This is a genomic window from Pseudomonas sp. DTU12.3 (assembly GCF_004124275.1).
Classification (GTDB): domain Bacteria; phylum Pseudomonadota; class Gammaproteobacteria; order Pseudomonadales; family Pseudomonadaceae; genus Aquipseudomonas; species Aquipseudomonas helmanticensis.
This window is the reverse complement of sequence record NZ_CP027218.1, coordinates 51,163-67,145: the sequence shown is the minus strand read 5'-3', so window position 1 is coordinate 67,145 and position 15,983 is coordinate 51,163. Positions and strand designations below refer to the sequence as shown.

The following is a 15,983-nucleotide window of genomic DNA, read 5'->3' as shown; positions in this document are numbered from 1 at the left end:
GTGTGATGAAAAAGTTTTTCAAGAAAGTCGGCGCCTTCCTGCGCCAGACCTGGGTCTGGACCCTGCTGCTGGTGCTCTTTGTAGCGCTGCTGGTGTGGTTCGTCGGCCCGTTGTTGGCGGTTGATGATTACAAGTTCTGGGAAGGTTCGACCGCCCGCCTGCTGACCATCGCCGTGCTGTTCCTGATCTGGGGCCTGACCATGGTCTTCGTCAGCTGGCGCGCCGGTATCCGCAAGAAAGCCGTCGAGGAATCCGAAGACGGCCAGGATCGCATTCGCCGCGAAGAGCTGATCGACGACGAGCAGAAAGAGTTGAAAGCGCGCTTCAAGGACGCGCTGAAAACCCTCAAGACGTCGAGTCTGTATCGCGGCCGCAGCGAGCGCTGGCGCAGTGACTTGCCGTGGTATCTGCTGATCGGTCCGCAGGCCTCGGGCAAGACCAGCCTGCTGGACTTTTCCGGTCTGGAATTCCCGATCAACAAGATCGACCGCAAGCTGACCCGCGACACCCTCGGCACCCGTCATTGCGACTGGTATTTCGCCGACCACGGTGTGCTGATCGACACCGCCGGGCGTTACACCACGCAACCGGATGTGGAAGTCGACGGCAGCGCCTGGACGACCTTGCTGGAGCTGTTGCGCAAGCGTCGTCGCGGCCGCCCGCTGAACGGCGTGCTGGTGACCATTCCGGTGGAAACCCTGCTCGGCGGCAGCGAACAGGACATCGATACCCTGGCGCGCCAAGTACGCGGTCGTCTGCAAGACGTGCATCAGAAACTGCACGTCGATGTGCCGGTGTATCTGGTCTTGAGCAAGGCTGACAAGCTGCTCGGCTTCGACGAGTTCTTCGATCAGCTGACCCGCGAAGAAAGCGATCAGGTACTCGGCACCAGTTTCCGCAAGGATCAGGTCGGCACCGACGTGGCTGTGCTGCGCAACGAGTTCGAAGAACTGCTGCGTCGCCTCAACAGCCAAGTGATCATGCGCATGCACTCCGAGCGCGATACTCAGCGCCGTGGCCGCATCCTCGACTTCCCGCATCAACTGGGGCAGATCGGCGAGCGCCTGTGCCTGTTCGTCGACATGGCGTTCACCGGCAACCGTTATCAGCGTGCCACGCAACTGCGCGGTTTCTACCTGACCAGCGCACCGCACCTGACCCAGGAAATGGATTCGACCACCGCCGGCATCGGCGCCAGCCTCGGCATGAACGCCGGTGTGCTGCCGACCCTGCGCAGCGGCCGATCGCGTTTCATCCATCACTTGCTCAGCCGGGTGATTTTCCCCGAGGCCGATCTGGCCGGTCTGGACAAGCGCGAGCGCAGCCGCATTCATTGGGGCCAGCGTGCGCTGTACGTCGGCGCACTGGCGGCACTGGCGCTGTTCGGCATGCTGTGGGCGGGCGGTTTCTCGGCCAACTACGAGCGTCTGGAAAACCTGCGCAATCTGGCGCAGAACTGGACGCAGCAGCGCACTGCATTGTCGCCGCGCGATGATGCGATGGGCGTGCTGAAAACCCTCGACACCAGCTACGCCGCGACGCAGGCGTTCCCTAAAAAGGGCGACGTTTCCTATCACGAACGTGGCGGCCTGTATCAGGGCGAAGACGTCAATCCAGTGGTCAAAGAGGCTTACGAGCGCGAGCTTGAAAAGCAACTGCTGCCACGGGTTGCCACCATGCTCGAAGGGCAGATCCGCGCCAACATGAAGGACCGCGAAAAGCTGCTCAACAGCCTGCGTGCGTACCTGATGTTGAACATGAAAGACCGTCGCGATGCCGTCTGGCTCAAAGACTGGGTCGCCACTGACTGGTCGCAGCGCTACACCGGCAACACCGCGGTGCAGAACGGTCTGAACGCGCACCTCGAACGCCTGCTGAAGCAGCCATTTATCTACCCGCTGAACGACCAGTTGGTCACTCAGGCGCGTCAGGTATTGCGCAGCGAATCGCTGGCTACCGTGGTTTACCGCATGCTCCGCGAGCAGGCGCGCAACCTGCCGGAATACCGCTTCAGCCAACACCTCGGCCCGCAAGGTTCGCTGTTTATCGGCACCGAATACGTGATTCCGGGTTTCTACACGCAATCCGGTTATCAGCAGTACTTCTCGGTACAGGGTTCGGCGCTGGTCACCGACATCCTGCGTGACAACTGGGTGCTGGGCGAAGGTGCGGGCATCAGCGACATGGACTTGCGTCGCCTGATGGTCGAGCTGGAGCAACTGTACTTCCGCGACTACGCCAACTACTGGAGCGAAGCCGTTGGCCAGGTGGCATTGCCGCCGATCAGCGACGCCGGTGAAGGCGCCGAGCAACTGGCGGGCCTGACTTCGGCCAACTCGCCGGTGCTGGCGCTGTTGACCGAAGTACGTGAGAACACCCGTTTCCCGGCAGCTGCCGATCCGGTGGATGAAGCCGGCGATGCAGCCGATGCGTTGGCGGGGCAGAAAGGCAAACTCGGTAAAGTCGGCAAACTGGCGTCTGCCGTGGCGGACAAGGCTTCGGCCCTGAACGTCGCGAAGAGCCTGCCGGACACCGCGAAGAAGTCGCTGCAACGTCGCTTCGAACCGCTGCATCGTCTGCTCGATGACAACAACGGCCCGGGCGCTGACCTGACGCCGGCGTTCAACGCGCTCAACGACCTGCAACTGCAACTGGCCGGCCTGGCCCGTTCCAGCTCGCCGGAGCAAGCCGCGTTTGAAATGGCAAAAACCCGTATGAGCGGCCAGCGTGATGCGCTGACCAACCTGCGCAATGCCTCTAGCCGTCTGCCGCGTCCGCTCAGCGTGTGGTTCAACGTGCTGGCTGAAGACTCGTGGCGTCTGGTGCTCAACGATGCTTACCAATACCTGAACGGGCGTTATCAGAACGAGCTGTACAGCGTGTATGGCAAAACCATCAGCAAGCGTTATCCGTTCAGCGCCAGCAGCACCAGCGACGTGGCGATCAGCGACTTCCGCGAGTTCTTCAAGGCTCAAGGCATCGTCGACCGCTTCTTCGACAGCTACATGCGTCCGTTCGTCAGCGGCGATCCGGGCAACTACCGCATGCGCAGCGTCGACGGCCACAGCTTGCCGGTGTCGAAGGTTTACCTCGATCAGATGGCGGCAGCGCTGACGATTCGTCAGAGCTTCTTCTCGATCAACCCGGCCGAACCGACCGTGCAGTTCAAGCTTGAGCCGTACACCCTCGATCCGGCGGTCAGCCGTTCCGAGTTCAAGTTCGGCGACAAGACCATGGAGTACCGCCACGGTCCGATCTTGCCAATGACCTTCAAATGGCCGACCGATGCTGAAGACGGTCGCACCAGTCTGGTCATGGACAAAATGGCCGGGCGTCCGATCGGTATCGAGAAGAACTCCGGCCCATGGTCGCTGTTCCGTCTGTTCGACCTGATGCAGACCGAGTACCTGACCGGTCGCGACGTGCTGGTGCTGAAGGCTGACGTAGGTGGCCTGCGCGCCAACTACCTGCTGACCAGCCAGCGCACGCCGAACCCGTTCGACATGGGCGTACTGCGCACCTTCCGTATGCCGGTGCAGCTCTGATGCTGGTGGCCAGTGCCTGGCGCAGCGCGGCGCGTACCGACCCGGGCAAGGTGCGGGCGCGCAACGAAGATGCCTTCCTCGACAATCCGCAGCAGGGGCTGTGGGTGGTCGCGGACGGCATGGGCGGTCATCAGGGTGGCGACATCGCCAGCCAGTTGATCGTCGCCAGCCTGGCTGAACTGCCGCAACACGAGGACTTCGACGAACGCCTCAAAGCCATCCGCCAGTGCCTGCACTGGTTGAACCGGCGTTTGGGCCAGGAGTTGACGGTCACCGCCGGGCGTCACGACAGCATCATGGGCAGCACCGTCGTGGCGCTGCTGGTGGAAGGCAATCGCGCGGCCTGCATCTGGGCCGGCGACAGCCGTTGCTACATGTGGCGCGGGCAGCGTTTGTATCAGCTGTCCAAAGACCATTCGCTGCAACAGCAACTGATCGACGAGCAACAGATGAGCGTCGAACAAGCGGCGGCGCACCCTGCGGCTCAGGCGTTGACCCGAGCCGTCGGCGCTGCCGTAACACTGACCCTGGATGTGCTGGAACTCGAGGTCTATCCCGGCGATGCGTTTTTGCTCTGCAGCGATGGTTTGTATCAGGGCCTGAGCAGCGATGCCCTCGGCACTGCCCTCAGCCTCAGCGCGCCGCATGTGGCGCTGGAACGTTTGTTCGACGGCGCCCTGCGTGGCGCCGCGCGCGACAACCTGACTGCCGTGGTGATCCGCCAATGACTGAAATCGAATCCTCAGTCGATGACTTGCTGATGAGCGAAGAACAGGCCAACAACCTGACCTACTTCGCCTTCGCCAAGGCCAATAAAGCAGAACCGTTGCTGGCGCCAACCAAGGCCAGCATCGGTGTTTTGCCAGATGTACTCGCCGGTCGCTACCACCTCGAGCGTCTGCTCGGGGCCGGTGGCATGGGCGCCGTTTACCGGGCGCGGGATCTGCTGCACGAACAGTTCGGTGATCCCGATCCTTACATTGCGCTGAAAATCCTCAGCGAAGAATTTGCCGAATCGCCGGACGCCAGTGCCTTGCTCTACAGCGAGTTCGCCCTGACCCGACGCCTGCGCCACGACAACGTCGTGCGTGCGCACACCTTTGAAGTCGACACCGACTGCCAGCGGGCCTTCATCACCATGGAATACATGCGTGGCCTGACCCTGGACAAATTGCTCTGCGAGCGGCCCCTCGGCCTGCCGTGGCAAGAACTGCGCGACATCGTCCTGCCGCTGCTCGACACGCTGGCCTACGCCCACGGTCGCGGCGTGCTGCACGGTGACATGAAACCGAGCAACGTCATGCTCAGCGAAGACGGCTTGCGCCTGTTTGACTTCGGCCTCGGTCAGGCAGAGGAGGGCGTGATGCCCGGCCTGCCGCATCTGAGCCGCGAACGTTTCAACGCCTGGACCCCGGGCTACGCCGCCCCCGAGCTGCTTGAGGGCCAACCGTTGTCGGCCAGCGCGGACGTGTACGGCGTGGCCTGCGTGATCTATGAACTGGCGGGCGGCAAACACCCGTTTCGCCGCTTGCCCTCGACCCAGGCCCGCGACGAGCACCTGGAGCGCGAGCTGCAAGCGCCGCAGAATCTACCGAAACACTGTTGGCCAGCGCTGCAAACGGCGCTGAGCTTCGACCCGGCAGCACGCACCATCACTGCCCAACAATTGCGTGACGCCTTGGGCGCCACTTCGTCCTGGCTGCAACGTCTGCGATTTGGGGCGTAACGGATGACATTCGAACAGGGAGCACTTTATGTTCAACCCAGCTAACGAAACCCACTTCAGCCTCAAAGTGGAAGACTACGTCGGCGACCTGCAAGTGCTGTCGTTCACCGGCACCGAAGGCATCAGCCAGCCGTTTCGTTTCGACCTCGAACTGGTCAGCGAAAACCCGGATCTGGACCTGGAAAAGCTCCTGCACAAGCAGGCGTTTCTGGCGTTCGATCCGCAGGGCAGTGGCATCCACGGCCAGATCTACCGCGTCGCCCAAGGCGATGCCGGCAAGCGCCTGACCCGCTACAAAGTGTCGATGGTGCCGCAACTGCAATACCTGCATCACCGCACCAACCAGCGCATCTACCAGCAGATGTCAGCGCCGAAAATCATCGCGCTGATCCTCGACGAACACGGTATCAAAGGCAACGCGTATAGCTTCCAGCTCAGCCAACCGTGCCCGGATCGCGACTACTGCGTGCAGTACGACGAAACCGACCTGCATTTCGTCCAGCGCCTGTGCGAAGAGGAAGGCATTCACTACCACTTCCAGCACAGCGAAAAAGCCCACCTGTTGGTGTTTGGCGACGACCAAACCGTGTTCCCCGACCTTGGCCAACCGACGGCCTATGTGCAGGGCAGCGGCATGGTCGCCGAAGAACCGGTGATCAAAGGTTTCAGACTGCGCCTGGAAACCCGCACCAGCCGCACCACACGCCGCGACTACGACTTTGAAAAACCGCGCCTGCAAATGGAAGCTGCGTACAAACCCGACGGCGCTCCTGATAGCGAAAACAGCGAACCCGATCTGGAAGACTACGACTACCCCGGCCGCTTCATCGACCGCGCGCGCGGCAAATTCCTCAGCCAGCGCGCCCTCGAACGCCACCGCGCCGACTACCGTCAGGCCGAAGGTCGTGGCGACCAGACCAAACTGGTCAGCGGCCACTTCATGGCCATGTCCGACCACCCGCGCAGCGAGTGGAACGACCTGTGGCTGCTCACCGAAATCTTTCACGAAGGCAAGCAGCCGCAAGTCCTCGAAGAAGGCGTAACCAGCGACACCACCGACAACAAAGACGACTTTCACCAAGGCTACCGCAACACCTTCCTCGCCACCCCGTGGGACGTGTTCTACCGCCCGGCCCTCGAACACCCGAAACCGCGCGTGCTCGGCAGCCAGACCGCCATGGTCACCGGCCCCAAAGGCGAAGAAATCCACTGCGACCAATACGGCCGCATCAAAGTCCAGTTCCACTGGGACCGCGAAGGCCTCGCCGACGACAAAACCAGCTGCTGGCTGCGCGTCTCCAGCGCCTGGGCCGGCGACCGCTACGGCGCCATCAGCATTCCGCGCATCGGCATGGAAGTCCTCGTCACCTTCCTCGAAGGCGACCCCGATCAACCGCTGGTGACCGGCTGCCTGTACCACAAGGAAAACCCGGTGCCGTACGCCTTGCCGGCGAACAAGACTCGCAGTGTGTTCAAAACGCTTAGCTCACCGGGTGGTGGTGGGTATAACGAACTGCGCATTGAAGACAAGAAAGGTGCCGAGCAGATCTACATCCATGCGCAGCGCGATTGGGATGAAAACGTTGAGCATGACCAGAAGATTCGGGTCGGGAATGAACGTCATGACACGGTGGTGAAAAACACCTACACCGAGCTGAAGGCCGAGGAACACCGCACCACGATTTCCGACCGCAAGATTGAAGCGAAGCTGGATGACCATTTGACGATTGGGCAGAACCAGCATGTGAAGCTGGGCACGGCGCAACTGACCAGTGTGGGGAAAGAGATACACCTTAAGGCTGGGGACAAGATTGTTATTGAGGCGGGGACAGAGCTGACCATTCTTGGGGGTGGGAGCTTTATCAAGCTCGATGGCGGTGGGGTTACGGTGGTTGGGCCGGTGATCAAGATCAATGCTGGCGGTTCTGCGGGATCGGGGACTGGCATTGGCATCAAGCCGCCGATATTGCCGGGCGCTGCCGACAAGGACATCGCCGGCGCAGTACCCCCGCAGGCGCTGCCGAACGCGCCGCTGCCGCCACCACCGGTGTGCAAGGAATGTCTGGCCCGGGCCAAACGTAACGCTCAAGCCCTGGCCGCACGATAAAGGAAGACTTCATGAATACAAGCAATGCGCGCTGGCTCGACGAGTTATGGGTCAACGCCCAACAACTCAAACAGCAGCACCTCGACGTGCTGGTCGACGCCACCAGCCTCGACTACCCGCTGCTGCAACAGCTCGCCGAACAGCCCGACGCGGCAAAACTGGCCAAGCTGTTTGAAAACACCCCCGAAGTCGCCATCGCCGACTTCGGCCCGTTGCTGCTGCGCGTCGACATCGGCCAACGCGACTGGCTGAAAACCTTCATCAACGCCGTCGACTGCAATAAACATGTCGTCGTCGTATTCAGCCCATGGCAATTCGAAGCGCTCGCCGATCACCTGCGCGGCTTCCTTCAAGCCCAATGGAACCAAGGCCGTTCCGAAGGCGTGCTGCGCTACTACGACCCGCGCATGCTACTGCCGGTCACCGAAACCCTGACCCCGGTACAAAGCAACGCCTTCCACGCCGCCGTCATCTCCTGGCACTGGCTCGACCGCGACCAACAACCGCAAAGCCTGCCCGGCAACTACGTCCGCCACGCCCAAGTACCCGCCGCCGGCCCGGTGATGTTCGATCACCCACAAGTGGCCAACCTGCTCGCGTGGACAGAAGCAGATGCCTACCGGGTCGATCGCTGTGCAGTGCCACAGAACTATGGCTTGAGTCGTAACGAAAGTTTGATTCGGCACTTGTATCGCAGCCAGTTGGCGGCGAATCAGAAGGGCTTGAAAGAGCCGGAGGAGCGCGAGCCGTTTATTGAGCAGTGGTTGGTGGAGAACTCGTCGTTTGTGATCGATGAGCCGCCGAAGGCGTTGATTTGATGAATACGATTGCGCGTGGGGCGGTGCGGAGGGCGATGTCTTTCGGGCTGGTCTGTGTGTGGGTTTTGCTGGGGGTGTTGGCGTTGAGCGGGTGTCGTGGTGGGCCTGAGATGGTGAGTGCGCCGGTTACTGGTTATAACCATACCTCTGCCGCTATTAATCGATTTGCTGTTAATGGTGCTAGTGGGCCGAATCTTGGCCCATATTTAGGTGGTGGAGCTGAAGTTTGTTGTGGGGTTCTTCCTCGAACGTGGTCGCCACGCGTTAAGGTTGTAGTGGAGTGGCAGACAGATCCTGACCCTCACGCGTCTGCTACTTGGACTGAGCGCCGGTACACTGACGCATGGCGTAAGCGAATGAGGGAAAAAAAACAAAGCTACTTAAATCATAAAGCCGTAGTAGACGTTCCGAAATATGGCGAGAAAGTGTGTGCGTTGCAAGTGCATTTTCTAACCTGCGATCAAGTGAAAGTTTCTACTACTTGTTTTCTTCCAGAGCATCCGAGTTACCCCGATAAAGCCTATTTCGAAGTCAAGGAGACGGACAAATGCCCGGTGTCCTGAATATCTTAGAGAGCTGCCTCGGAGCTTTGCGAAGTATTAGATTTTTACTGTGTATGAGTCTGGTAAGTTTGTACGGTTGCCATACAGCTCCCGAGTTGGTATCTGCGTCGGTTACCGGCTATAACCATACTTCCGCACAAATAACTCGCTTTAGTATTAATGGCGCGGGTGGCCTCAGCATTCCGCCAAATTCTGGCGGAGGTGCTGAAGTTTGCTGTGGTGTCCTGCCTGTTCAGTGGAATCCGAAAGTAAGAGCAGTTATTGAGTGGGAAAAAGACCCGAACCCCGATGGTCCGATCGAGCGTGACCAGTATGGACAAATAAAAAAAGAGGCACTGGTTCGGCACAAGGCTGGTTACTCTCATCATACTGAAACGGTTGAGATTCCCAAGTATGCGGAGAAACTTTGTGCGTTGCAGGTACACTTTTTACCGTGCGATCAGGTGAGAGTTTCTACGACTTGCTTTGTTCCGGGGAACCCCAGTTACCCAGATAATTCTTATTTTCAGATCAAGGAGGAAGCGGCATGTCTGGGTCATTGATCAATTGTAACCGCTCGAAGGGATTTGCGTTTTTTACAGTTTGTGTAACTACCCGATGAACAGGGATGGAGTGAAGTTATGTCTACGTTAAATAATATGTTTCGGAAGTTATTGTGTTGCATGGTGTCGATAGTAAGATGCTGTTACCGTATGTCGAAAAGGGCTAATTCGAGATCTATAAATAAATCGTTAGTTCTTGTGTTTGGTATGCTCAGTATAACCGCGTGCAATGCTGGGCCTGAAATGGTATCTGCGCCTGTTAAAGGCTTTAATCACACATCTGCAGAAATTATGCGATTCACTATTAACGGCGCTGGTGGTCCTCGAATTCCACCTAATCAGGGCGGGGGGAATGAGGTTTGTTGCAGCATACTTCCTATGCAATGGAAGCCGGGGCTCCGAGCTTTAATCGAATGGGACAAAGATCCAGACCCACATGGCGATGTGAAGCGGGACAAATATGGTCAGATTGATAAAGACGCCTATGTGAGCCACTCTGAAAAATTTTCACATCATTCCGCGACCGTTGAGATTCCTAAATATTCTGAGGAGATGTGTGCATTGCAGGTTCATTTTCTTCCTTGCGATAAAGTAAGGGTGTCTACGACTTGTTATGGGGTTGAAAGTGATAACTATCCGGACAAAGCATATTTTCAAATGAAGGAGCCGGCATCATGTTCGAATCACTAATCCGTGACTCTTCCCCTGCTCCGGAAGGAGCATTAGTAGCCCCGAAGTTTCCAATTACACGTCGACTGCCAGTTGAGCCGGCTCAATTATCAAACAATATTAAAAAGCAAAAAGAGGACGAGCGGCGATTTGGTAGCCAGCAACGTAAGGTAGCTCAGGCGCAGGGAGAAGCCGACAGTGGAGTGTCTTGCTGTAAAACTTTGCATGTCACATTAGCGTTTGATGGTACAAATAATAATGATCAAGCTGACGGATCATCAACACCGAATTCTCGAAGCAATATTGCGCGACTTTTTCACGCAAGTTTGGGTGCCGAAGGAAAAATGCAGGAGGCCGGCTTTCTAAAATATTATTGCCCTGGAGTCGGGACGGTATTTCCTGATGTTAACGAATTTGTTCCTGATCAAGGTGGACTGGTTGGGGCGAGCGGAGGAGAAAACCGAATTAATTGGGGGCTCACCCGACTATTAGATGCGTTAAAGTTGGGTATGGGCGAAGGTGGGTTACCTCTTCCTGAAGCCAAGCTTATGATAGAAAAGATGGCAACGAATGGTTATGCAAATACATTCGGTATGGGTTTTTTTGAAAGCGGAGAAAAAAAGCGCGAAGCTATCTTGAGAAAAGAAATTCAGGATCTGCAGGATAAACTGAAAGCGCGAGATGAGTCTGGAAAGAAGCCAGCTATTTTAGCAATGCGGCTTTATGTTTATGGTTTCTCCCGTGGGGCTGCTGAAGCTCGGACCTTTGTTAATTGGTTACAAAGGCTTGTTCGTTGCGAAAATAAAAGTGGCGGTGTTGAATACCGCTTTGCGGGACTGCCAATTTCAATTAATTTCTTAGGTATTTTTGACACTGTAGCCGCAGTGGGACTTGCAGACAGTGTTCCATTCGCTGCAGGGCATATGGACTGGGCTGACGGCACCATGCGCCTTCCCGATGAAGCAATATCCAGTTGTCAGAACACTGCGCTACCCGATGATTGCTCCTATCTAAAACGTTGCGTCCATTTGGTGTCAGGCCATGAGCAGCGAGCAAGTTTTCCATTGGACTCAATACGCCGCCGCGCAAAATTAGCAGATGGGAATCGTGATAACAGTAAAGCTTCAAGTTATCGAAAGGGCACAGTTGAGTACATTTATCCCGGGGTTCACTCGGACGTAGGTGGAGGGTACGCACCTAATGATCAAGGAAAAGCCGCTGCTGGATCGGACCATGTTTTATCCCAAATTTCTCTACAACATATGTATGCCGAAGCGTTTATGGCTGGTGCTCCATTACTGGTTCCAGGGCCTGCATTTTTAAAGGACGTGCATGATGAGTGGCGAGTCATGACAACGGCTCTCGAAATGGAGTTCATTGTCTCGGAAACACTCATCAAGCGCTTCAACGCATGGCAGGCTCAAGGCCAAAGCGGTCCGTTGGAAGAGATGATGAAGCGTGAGCACGCGCTGATCACCGGTTGGCGAATTGATCGATATGCTGGTGGTGTGGAGAAGCAGTCATTCTTCAAAAATGCTGCTCCAGATATGCCACAGGCTCAGATTGATGCTTGGGAAGCTCTGGAAAAACGCCACATCGCAGAAGCTTCTGCACCTATATTGGGCAAGCCGACACCAATCTACACAGCAGAACAGGAAAAAGAGCATCAGCAGAATATTCAAACTGTGGGCGAGGAAAAATATAAAAACGCTCGCTGGGAAAAGGTGTTTGAACCACCGCTAGATCATCGACAGTTGCTAGGTGCCGCAGCGGAGTTCCGTCATGATTATCGAAGAGAATGGGGCTTGGTCGGCGATGGTCATACTGACGTCGCCGTAATCGATATGTTGCTCGGCGGCACGGTGTACCTGATTAACGAAGAGGATGAAGCAGAGGAGTATGCATACCTCTATAAAGAGGGTACGGCTCGCTATGAAAAAATGTTCAGCTCACCGAACAAGCCTAGATCGGGTCAGGAAGATCTTGTAGCACTCTTTGACGATCAAGTTCACGACTCTCGTGCTTGGTTTATGAACACATCCGGATTCGTACCACGCGAGCCCTTTACTGACTACTTCCGCATCCGGCTAGTGCATTTTGATAACGAGTCGAACAAACAACTGTCTCTACTGGCTACAGCGGGCAGGGTGATTGGGCTCGGTATTGCTGTCGCGAGTGTGGGTTTGAGTATCAAGAAAAAAGACCCTCGCATGCTGTTGGGGCTGTTCCTGCCATCGCTCGCGCTTCCAGTGCTGAGCGGCAAAGTGGGTGTAGCTATGTCGGAGCTGCCAGAAATCAGCGCATTCGATCCGCTTACAGGGATTGCACTGCCAATGCTCAATAGCGTCGACTCGATACGTGCGTTCACGAAAGAACCAGGTGACATGGTTGCAAAAGTCGCAGCCTTGCCTCCGCTAAAATCGTTGAGCGAAGCCACTGCCAACACGCCTGCGCTACAGAAAATCCTGGTTGCCCATCAAGCGGTTGAAGCAGCCGAAGCTGCCCGTAAGAAGGACTTCGGTTCATTGGCCGGTATGGTGGCGAAAGCCGCTAATGATGAAGACAAGCCCGGTGGCTGGATGGATTTGGTGGCCGAACAGGCCAGCAATTTGAAGTCGTCTGAGAAGAAGGTGTAATTACGACGTGAAAAAAAACGGCTCTGTATGAGCCGTTTTTTGCGTTTGTGCTTTGAAGCTTCCCAAAAAGGGAACGGACTTATTCTTGCAGATGGGGACTCATGCCGTAGGTTGATCCTGCGTGGGGTGTGGAGGGAGGAGATGTATTGGAATGGTGAGTTGGAATTGATGAATTCAAGGGATCTGACGTGAAGCGATTGTTATGTGTGAGTTGGCTGTTGATATCAGCGGGTAGTCTCATGATGTCTGCAACCTCTGTGGCGTTCGCTTCTGAACCAGTCTTCAAGGATTTCGGCGTCACGCCAGTATTTATTGGCCCTAACCAGCAACTAGATCCGCAGGAAAATACCAACCCGGTGATAGACAGCGCACGAGCAAAGGCTCTGCAAGGCAAGGTCAACTTCGCCGGCCATTACATCCTGCACAGGCTCGGCTGTGGCGGCAGCGCCATTTGCGGCGAAGTGCTGGACGCCCAGACCGGTGAAGTGGTTGGTGGCCTGCCGAATGCTTATGACGGCAGCACCTTCGGCATGGTCTACCAGCCCGACAGCCGCTTGATCATTGTGTCCGGCATCACGCTCGACGGCGAAGAAGATGAGCAGGGGAATGCGTTGAAAAGTGGTAACCGGAGCCGTTACTACGAATTTGTGAACAACGAATTCCGGCTGCTGAGCATGACCGACGTGGAATCGTCGTCGATGGATGAGGAGTGAGTGGATGAATCGGCTTCTCGCGGGCAGTCTTTCGCTTTTGCTCTCACTTCCGGTTTTCGCCGCGCCTTCGGACGCCTTTACCCAACGCGATGTCATGCAGTGCGGCGGTGTTGAAGTGGTGTTGGTGTCGTCCTGCCGATCGGTGACGGTGGATGGTGCGCAAACCTACGTCATCCCGGTCTGCTCCGACCAGACCATCAAAATCGGCGGCAAAGTGCTTCGACGCGATATCAGCAAAGTTTCACAGCTCACTTCCGACGGTGCGAAGACGAAAATGTTGAGCAATGTTGTTGTGGCGATGGATTGCGTGGACGGCCCCAAGGGCAGTCTTGTTTCGATAGGCGGATATGGCGGTTGCGGTGCCTGCGCGGAGTGGCACGGCTATTACTCGACAGCAGGGCGATTGGAGCAATACAGCTTCGATAATAACCAACGCTCTTTTGGCTCGAAGGGATCTCGGGAAAAGTTGATCAAGGCCTATGGCGTTTCGAAGCAACAGCTGCAATCGGAAAGCCCAGCGGTGAAAAGGATCGTCTATGGCCAGCCTTAAGTGGGTGTTGATGATCAGCTGCCTTCTTACCGTCACAAGTGCCCTTGCCAAGGACCCGCCAATAGTCGGTATCGATGGGCACACCGTGACGCTTAGAGCGACAAAATGGACGATGCCCGGTGTGGATTCGGCGGCCGCATGGTTCACCGCCAACGGCAAAACCTTCCCGCTCTTCAGTGCCGATGTTGGCGCCGATGAACACCCGGACTGGCTCAGTCCTGACAAGAAAACCTTGTTACTCGACCCAGTGATCTTCGGCATGTTGTCGCTCGAAAATGGCGAAGAAAAACTTGAATCGCAACAGCATTGCGTTGTGATCTCCATGGAGACGGGTTGCGTGTTGGCTGATCGTTGGGCGACTTTTTGTGTCGGTCAGTGGAAGGGCAATCAATGGGTTTCCGAAGACGGCGATGTGCTCACTCCCACCCTAGAGACGACGTCACCAAAGGACTTGCTGAAATATGCCTCAAGTATCGAGCCGGCACAGTCCCGCGCAGAGTCCATCGAATCGAGCCTGAACTTTCTAAGTCCAGAGTCCTACATGGCGTGCCATCCCCCGGCGCAAAATGTTCGGGTCTACAACGATCTCGGCTCTTATCTGGCCGAGGGCGGTAGAGATGAACTGGCGCTGAAATTTTATCGCGGCGTTGAGTCCGTTGGTAAGCGCACGGTACTGATGTTGAACATAGCCGACTCGCTCTGGCGCCTTGATCGGAAAGGCGAAGCGCAGCGCTATTACAGCCAATACCGCGACGCGATGAGCGCCGACGGCAAGGCGCAGAAAATACCTCAACGCGTAGTTGAGCGATCAGCCATTCAGGGAATGAAAAATTGAACATGTTTGTGCGTTTTATCGCGTTGTCCTTTGGATGCCTGTTTGCCTCCTGCGCGATGGCCGAGGACGACTGCAAAGAAATCACCGTGAGCGCCCAGGTCGATCGGTGTGTGGAGGCGGCCCGCAAGGAAGCCGACACGCAACTCAATGCCAGTTACAAGAAACTGTTGGGACGGTTTGAGGCTCAACAGCGGCGCGCCCCTGAGCAGGGTAAGGCGCTGGTCGCCATGGCCAGAGAATCCCAGCGCGCCTGGATCAAGCTACGCGACACCACGTGCCCGCTTGAAGCCACGGAAATCGAGCCAGGGGTGGCAGCGCATGTCACGACGATCAACAACTGCGTGGCCAGACTGAGTCTGGAGCGTGCGGCTTACCTGGACACAATCGTCGCTGATGAGCCGGGTAATGTGGTTGATCTCAACAAGGTGTACCTGTCCGGCTCCCAGCGCTTCGGCGATGTCGTGGCACGTTATGTCAGCACTTTTGGCAGCCCATGCCTGACGGTCCAGATACTGGCGCCCAACGGCGGTTGGAGAGTGCTGTCCTCCAAGCGGTTCTGTAGTTTCGAGGGCAAGGCATTTTGGACGGACTATGCCGATGCCGGGTTTGAGGATCATGCGTTTGCCGATGATGGATTGCACGTGACGCTCAGTTTGACGGAGCTTCGTGGGCTCGGAGAGAAGCGCCTTGCCTGTGTGGTTCCGATTCAGAGTGAGCAAATCAAAGAGCTGAAGTGCGGCGCGCTTGAGCCTGGGGCATAACAGGCCAGAGTAATGTGCTGATACCCCTGAAACCGCTAAAGGAATGTTCGGTTTGAAATTTTCGTCTGCATTATTTTCTGCGTTGCTCGTTTTCGTTCCTCTGGCGGCTCATAGCGAGGTCACGACCGAGGTTTTTTGCTTCCGCTCCCACGAAGGCAAACCCATAAATTTTGAATTCAGAACCTATTACGACTCTGTCGCCAAATGGAGCGGTGCTGGCGTCAAATACAGCAAGTCAAAAAAGGCTATTGGGCTGGTTCATCGCAGTACTGAACAAGAAGAACTTGTGTATGGCCGGCCCTACCAGTACACAACAACTTGGGTTGAAGTAGTTGATGGCGCACTGACAGGTGAGTATCAGATGGTCACTCAGGGTGGCCGGGTTGATGCGATGTCGTATACGAATTACAAATCCGCAAAGAAGTATTCGTTTGAAAACGATTACAACGTGGATTCGAAACCTGAAACAGGTTGCCAATGGTGAGGCAGAGAATATTCAGGAAGGGGACTTAACGTTC

The 15,983-nt window shown here is 56.4% G+C and carries 14 protein-coding genes; all 14 read left to right on the top strand.

What is annotated here, in order from left to right; all coding sequences use genetic code 11:
• Positions 1–5: 5 nt before the first annotated feature.
• The 14 genes from tssM to C2E19_RS00265 all read left to right on the top strand — a co-directional run bounded on the left by tssM (position 6) and on the right by C2E19_RS00265 (position 15,949).
• Complete coding sequence (gene tssM, locus C2E19_RS00330; protein WP_129386605.1) at positions 6–3,545, top strand: type VI secretion system membrane subunit TssM; 3,540 nt, start codon at positions 6–8, stop codon at positions 3,543–3,545.
• Positions 3,545–4,273 carry a PP2C family serine/threonine-protein phosphatase gene (locus C2E19_RS00325; RefSeq protein ID WP_129386602.1) on the top strand — a complete coding sequence of 243 codons (729 nt, stop codon included), beginning with the start codon at positions 3,545–3,547 and terminating at the stop codon, positions 4,271–4,273. Before tssM ends, C2E19_RS00325 begins: the two co-directional genes overlap by 1 nt.
• Complete coding sequence (locus C2E19_RS00320; RefSeq protein ID WP_129386599.1) at positions 4,270–5,271, top strand: serine/threonine-protein kinase; 1,002 nt, start codon at positions 4,270–4,272, stop codon at positions 5,269–5,271. Before C2E19_RS00325 ends, C2E19_RS00320 begins: the two co-directional genes overlap by 4 nt.
• 28 nt (positions 5,272–5,299) lie before the next feature.
• Entirely contained in the window at positions 5,300–7,378 is a 2,079-nt protein-coding gene (locus tag C2E19_RS00315; RefSeq protein ID WP_129386596.1) for a type VI secretion system tip protein VgrG, read from the top strand.
• 11 nt (positions 7,379–7,389) lie between these two features.
• Positions 7,390–8,196 carry a DUF4123 domain-containing protein gene (locus C2E19_RS00310; protein WP_129386593.1) on the top strand — a complete coding sequence of 269 codons (807 nt, stop codon included), beginning with the start codon at positions 7,390–7,392 and terminating at the stop codon, positions 8,194–8,196.
• A complete protein-coding gene (locus C2E19_RS00305) occupies positions 8,196–8,759 on the top strand; it encodes a DUF3304 domain-containing protein (RefSeq protein WP_305955842.1) in 564 nt (187 codons plus the stop codon). The genes C2E19_RS00310 and C2E19_RS00305 overlap by 1 nt, the downstream gene beginning before the upstream one ends.
• The gene (locus C2E19_RS00300) at positions 8,744–9,301 is read left to right on the top strand and encodes a DUF3304 domain-containing protein (RefSeq protein ID WP_129386590.1); all 558 of its coding nucleotides are present in this window, start codon (positions 8,744–8,746) and stop codon (positions 9,299–9,301) included. The genes C2E19_RS00305 and C2E19_RS00300 overlap by 16 nt, the downstream gene beginning before the upstream one ends.
• A 207-nt stretch (positions 9,302–9,508) precedes the next feature.
• Positions 9,509–9,991, top strand: coding sequence for a DUF3304 domain-containing protein (locus tag C2E19_RS00295; RefSeq protein WP_256661262.1), 483 nt, complete (start codon positions 9,509–9,511; stop codon positions 9,989–9,991).
• Entirely contained in the window at positions 9,976–12,606 is a 2,631-nt protein-coding gene (locus C2E19_RS00290) for a DUF2235 domain-containing protein (protein WP_129386587.1), read from the top strand. Before C2E19_RS00295 ends, C2E19_RS00290 begins: the two co-directional genes overlap by 16 nt.
• A 239-nt stretch (positions 12,607–12,845) precedes the next feature.
• Positions 12,846–13,319 carry a hypothetical protein gene (locus C2E19_RS00285; RefSeq protein ID WP_129386584.1) on the top strand — a complete coding sequence of 158 codons (474 nt, stop codon included), beginning with the start codon at positions 12,846–12,848 and terminating at the stop codon, positions 13,317–13,319.
• Positions 13,320–13,323: 4 nt separating this feature from the next.
• Positions 13,324–13,869 carry a hypothetical protein gene (locus C2E19_RS00280; RefSeq protein ID WP_129386580.1) on the top strand — a complete coding sequence of 182 codons (546 nt, stop codon included), beginning with the start codon at positions 13,324–13,326 and terminating at the stop codon, positions 13,867–13,869.
• Positions 13,856–14,704, top strand: a complete 849-nt coding sequence (locus C2E19_RS00275) for a type IV pilus biogenesis/stability protein PilW (protein WP_129386577.1) — start codon at positions 13,856–13,858, stop codon at positions 14,702–14,704. The genes C2E19_RS00280 and C2E19_RS00275 overlap by 14 nt, the downstream gene beginning before the upstream one ends.
• Before the next feature lie 2 nt (positions 14,705–14,706).
• The gene (locus C2E19_RS00270) at positions 14,707–15,465 is read left to right on the top strand and encodes a lysozyme inhibitor LprI family protein (RefSeq protein WP_129386574.1); all 759 of its coding nucleotides are present in this window, start codon (positions 14,707–14,709) and stop codon (positions 15,463–15,465) included.
• 43 nt (positions 15,466–15,508) lie between these two features.
• On the top strand, positions 15,509–15,949 hold the full coding sequence (locus C2E19_RS00265) for a hypothetical protein (RefSeq protein ID WP_164979399.1): 441 nt from the start codon (positions 15,509–15,511) through the stop codon (positions 15,947–15,949).
• The last annotated feature ends 34 nt before the right edge of the window (positions 15,950–15,983 follow it).

Bases quoted from the DNA above. Each gene is read 5' to 3' on its own strand.
- tssM (WP_129386605.1), top strand. From the start codon at position 6: ATGAAAAAGTTTTTCAAGAAAGTCGGCGCCTTCCTGCGCCAGACCTGG.
- C2E19_RS00325 (WP_129386602.1), top strand. From the start codon at position 3,545: ATGCTGGTGGCCAGTGCCTGGCGCAGCGCGGCGCGTACCGACCCGGGC.
- C2E19_RS00320 (WP_129386599.1), top strand. From the start codon at position 4,270: ATGACTGAAATCGAATCCTCAGTCGATGACTTGCTGATGAGCGAAGAA.
- C2E19_RS00315 (WP_129386596.1), top strand. From the start codon at position 5,300: ATGTTCAACCCAGCTAACGAAACCCACTTCAGCCTCAAAGTGGAAGAC.
- C2E19_RS00310 (WP_129386593.1), top strand. From the start codon at position 7,390: ATGAATACAAGCAATGCGCGCTGGCTCGACGAGTTATGGGTCAACGCC.
- C2E19_RS00305 (WP_305955842.1), top strand. From the start codon at position 8,196: ATGAATACGATTGCGCGTGGGGCGGTGCGGAGGGCGATGTCTTTCGGG.
- C2E19_RS00300 (WP_129386590.1), top strand. From the start codon at position 8,744: ATGCCCGGTGTCCTGAATATCTTAGAGAGCTGCCTCGGAGCTTTGCGA.
- C2E19_RS00295 (WP_256661262.1), top strand. From the start codon at position 9,509: ATGCTCAGTATAACCGCGTGCAATGCTGGGCCTGAAATGGTATCTGCG.
- C2E19_RS00290 (WP_129386587.1), top strand. From the start codon at position 9,976: ATGTTCGAATCACTAATCCGTGACTCTTCCCCTGCTCCGGAAGGAGCA.
- C2E19_RS00285 (WP_129386584.1), top strand. From the start codon at position 12,846: ATGATGTCTGCAACCTCTGTGGCGTTCGCTTCTGAACCAGTCTTCAAG.
- C2E19_RS00280 (WP_129386580.1), top strand. From the start codon at position 13,324: ATGAATCGGCTTCTCGCGGGCAGTCTTTCGCTTTTGCTCTCACTTCCG.
- C2E19_RS00275 (WP_129386577.1), top strand. From the start codon at position 13,856: ATGGCCAGCCTTAAGTGGGTGTTGATGATCAGCTGCCTTCTTACCGTC.
- C2E19_RS00270 (WP_129386574.1), top strand. From the start codon at position 14,707: ATGTTTGTGCGTTTTATCGCGTTGTCCTTTGGATGCCTGTTTGCCTCC.
- C2E19_RS00265 (WP_164979399.1), top strand. From the start codon at position 15,509: ATGTTCGGTTTGAAATTTTCGTCTGCATTATTTTCTGCGTTGCTCGTT.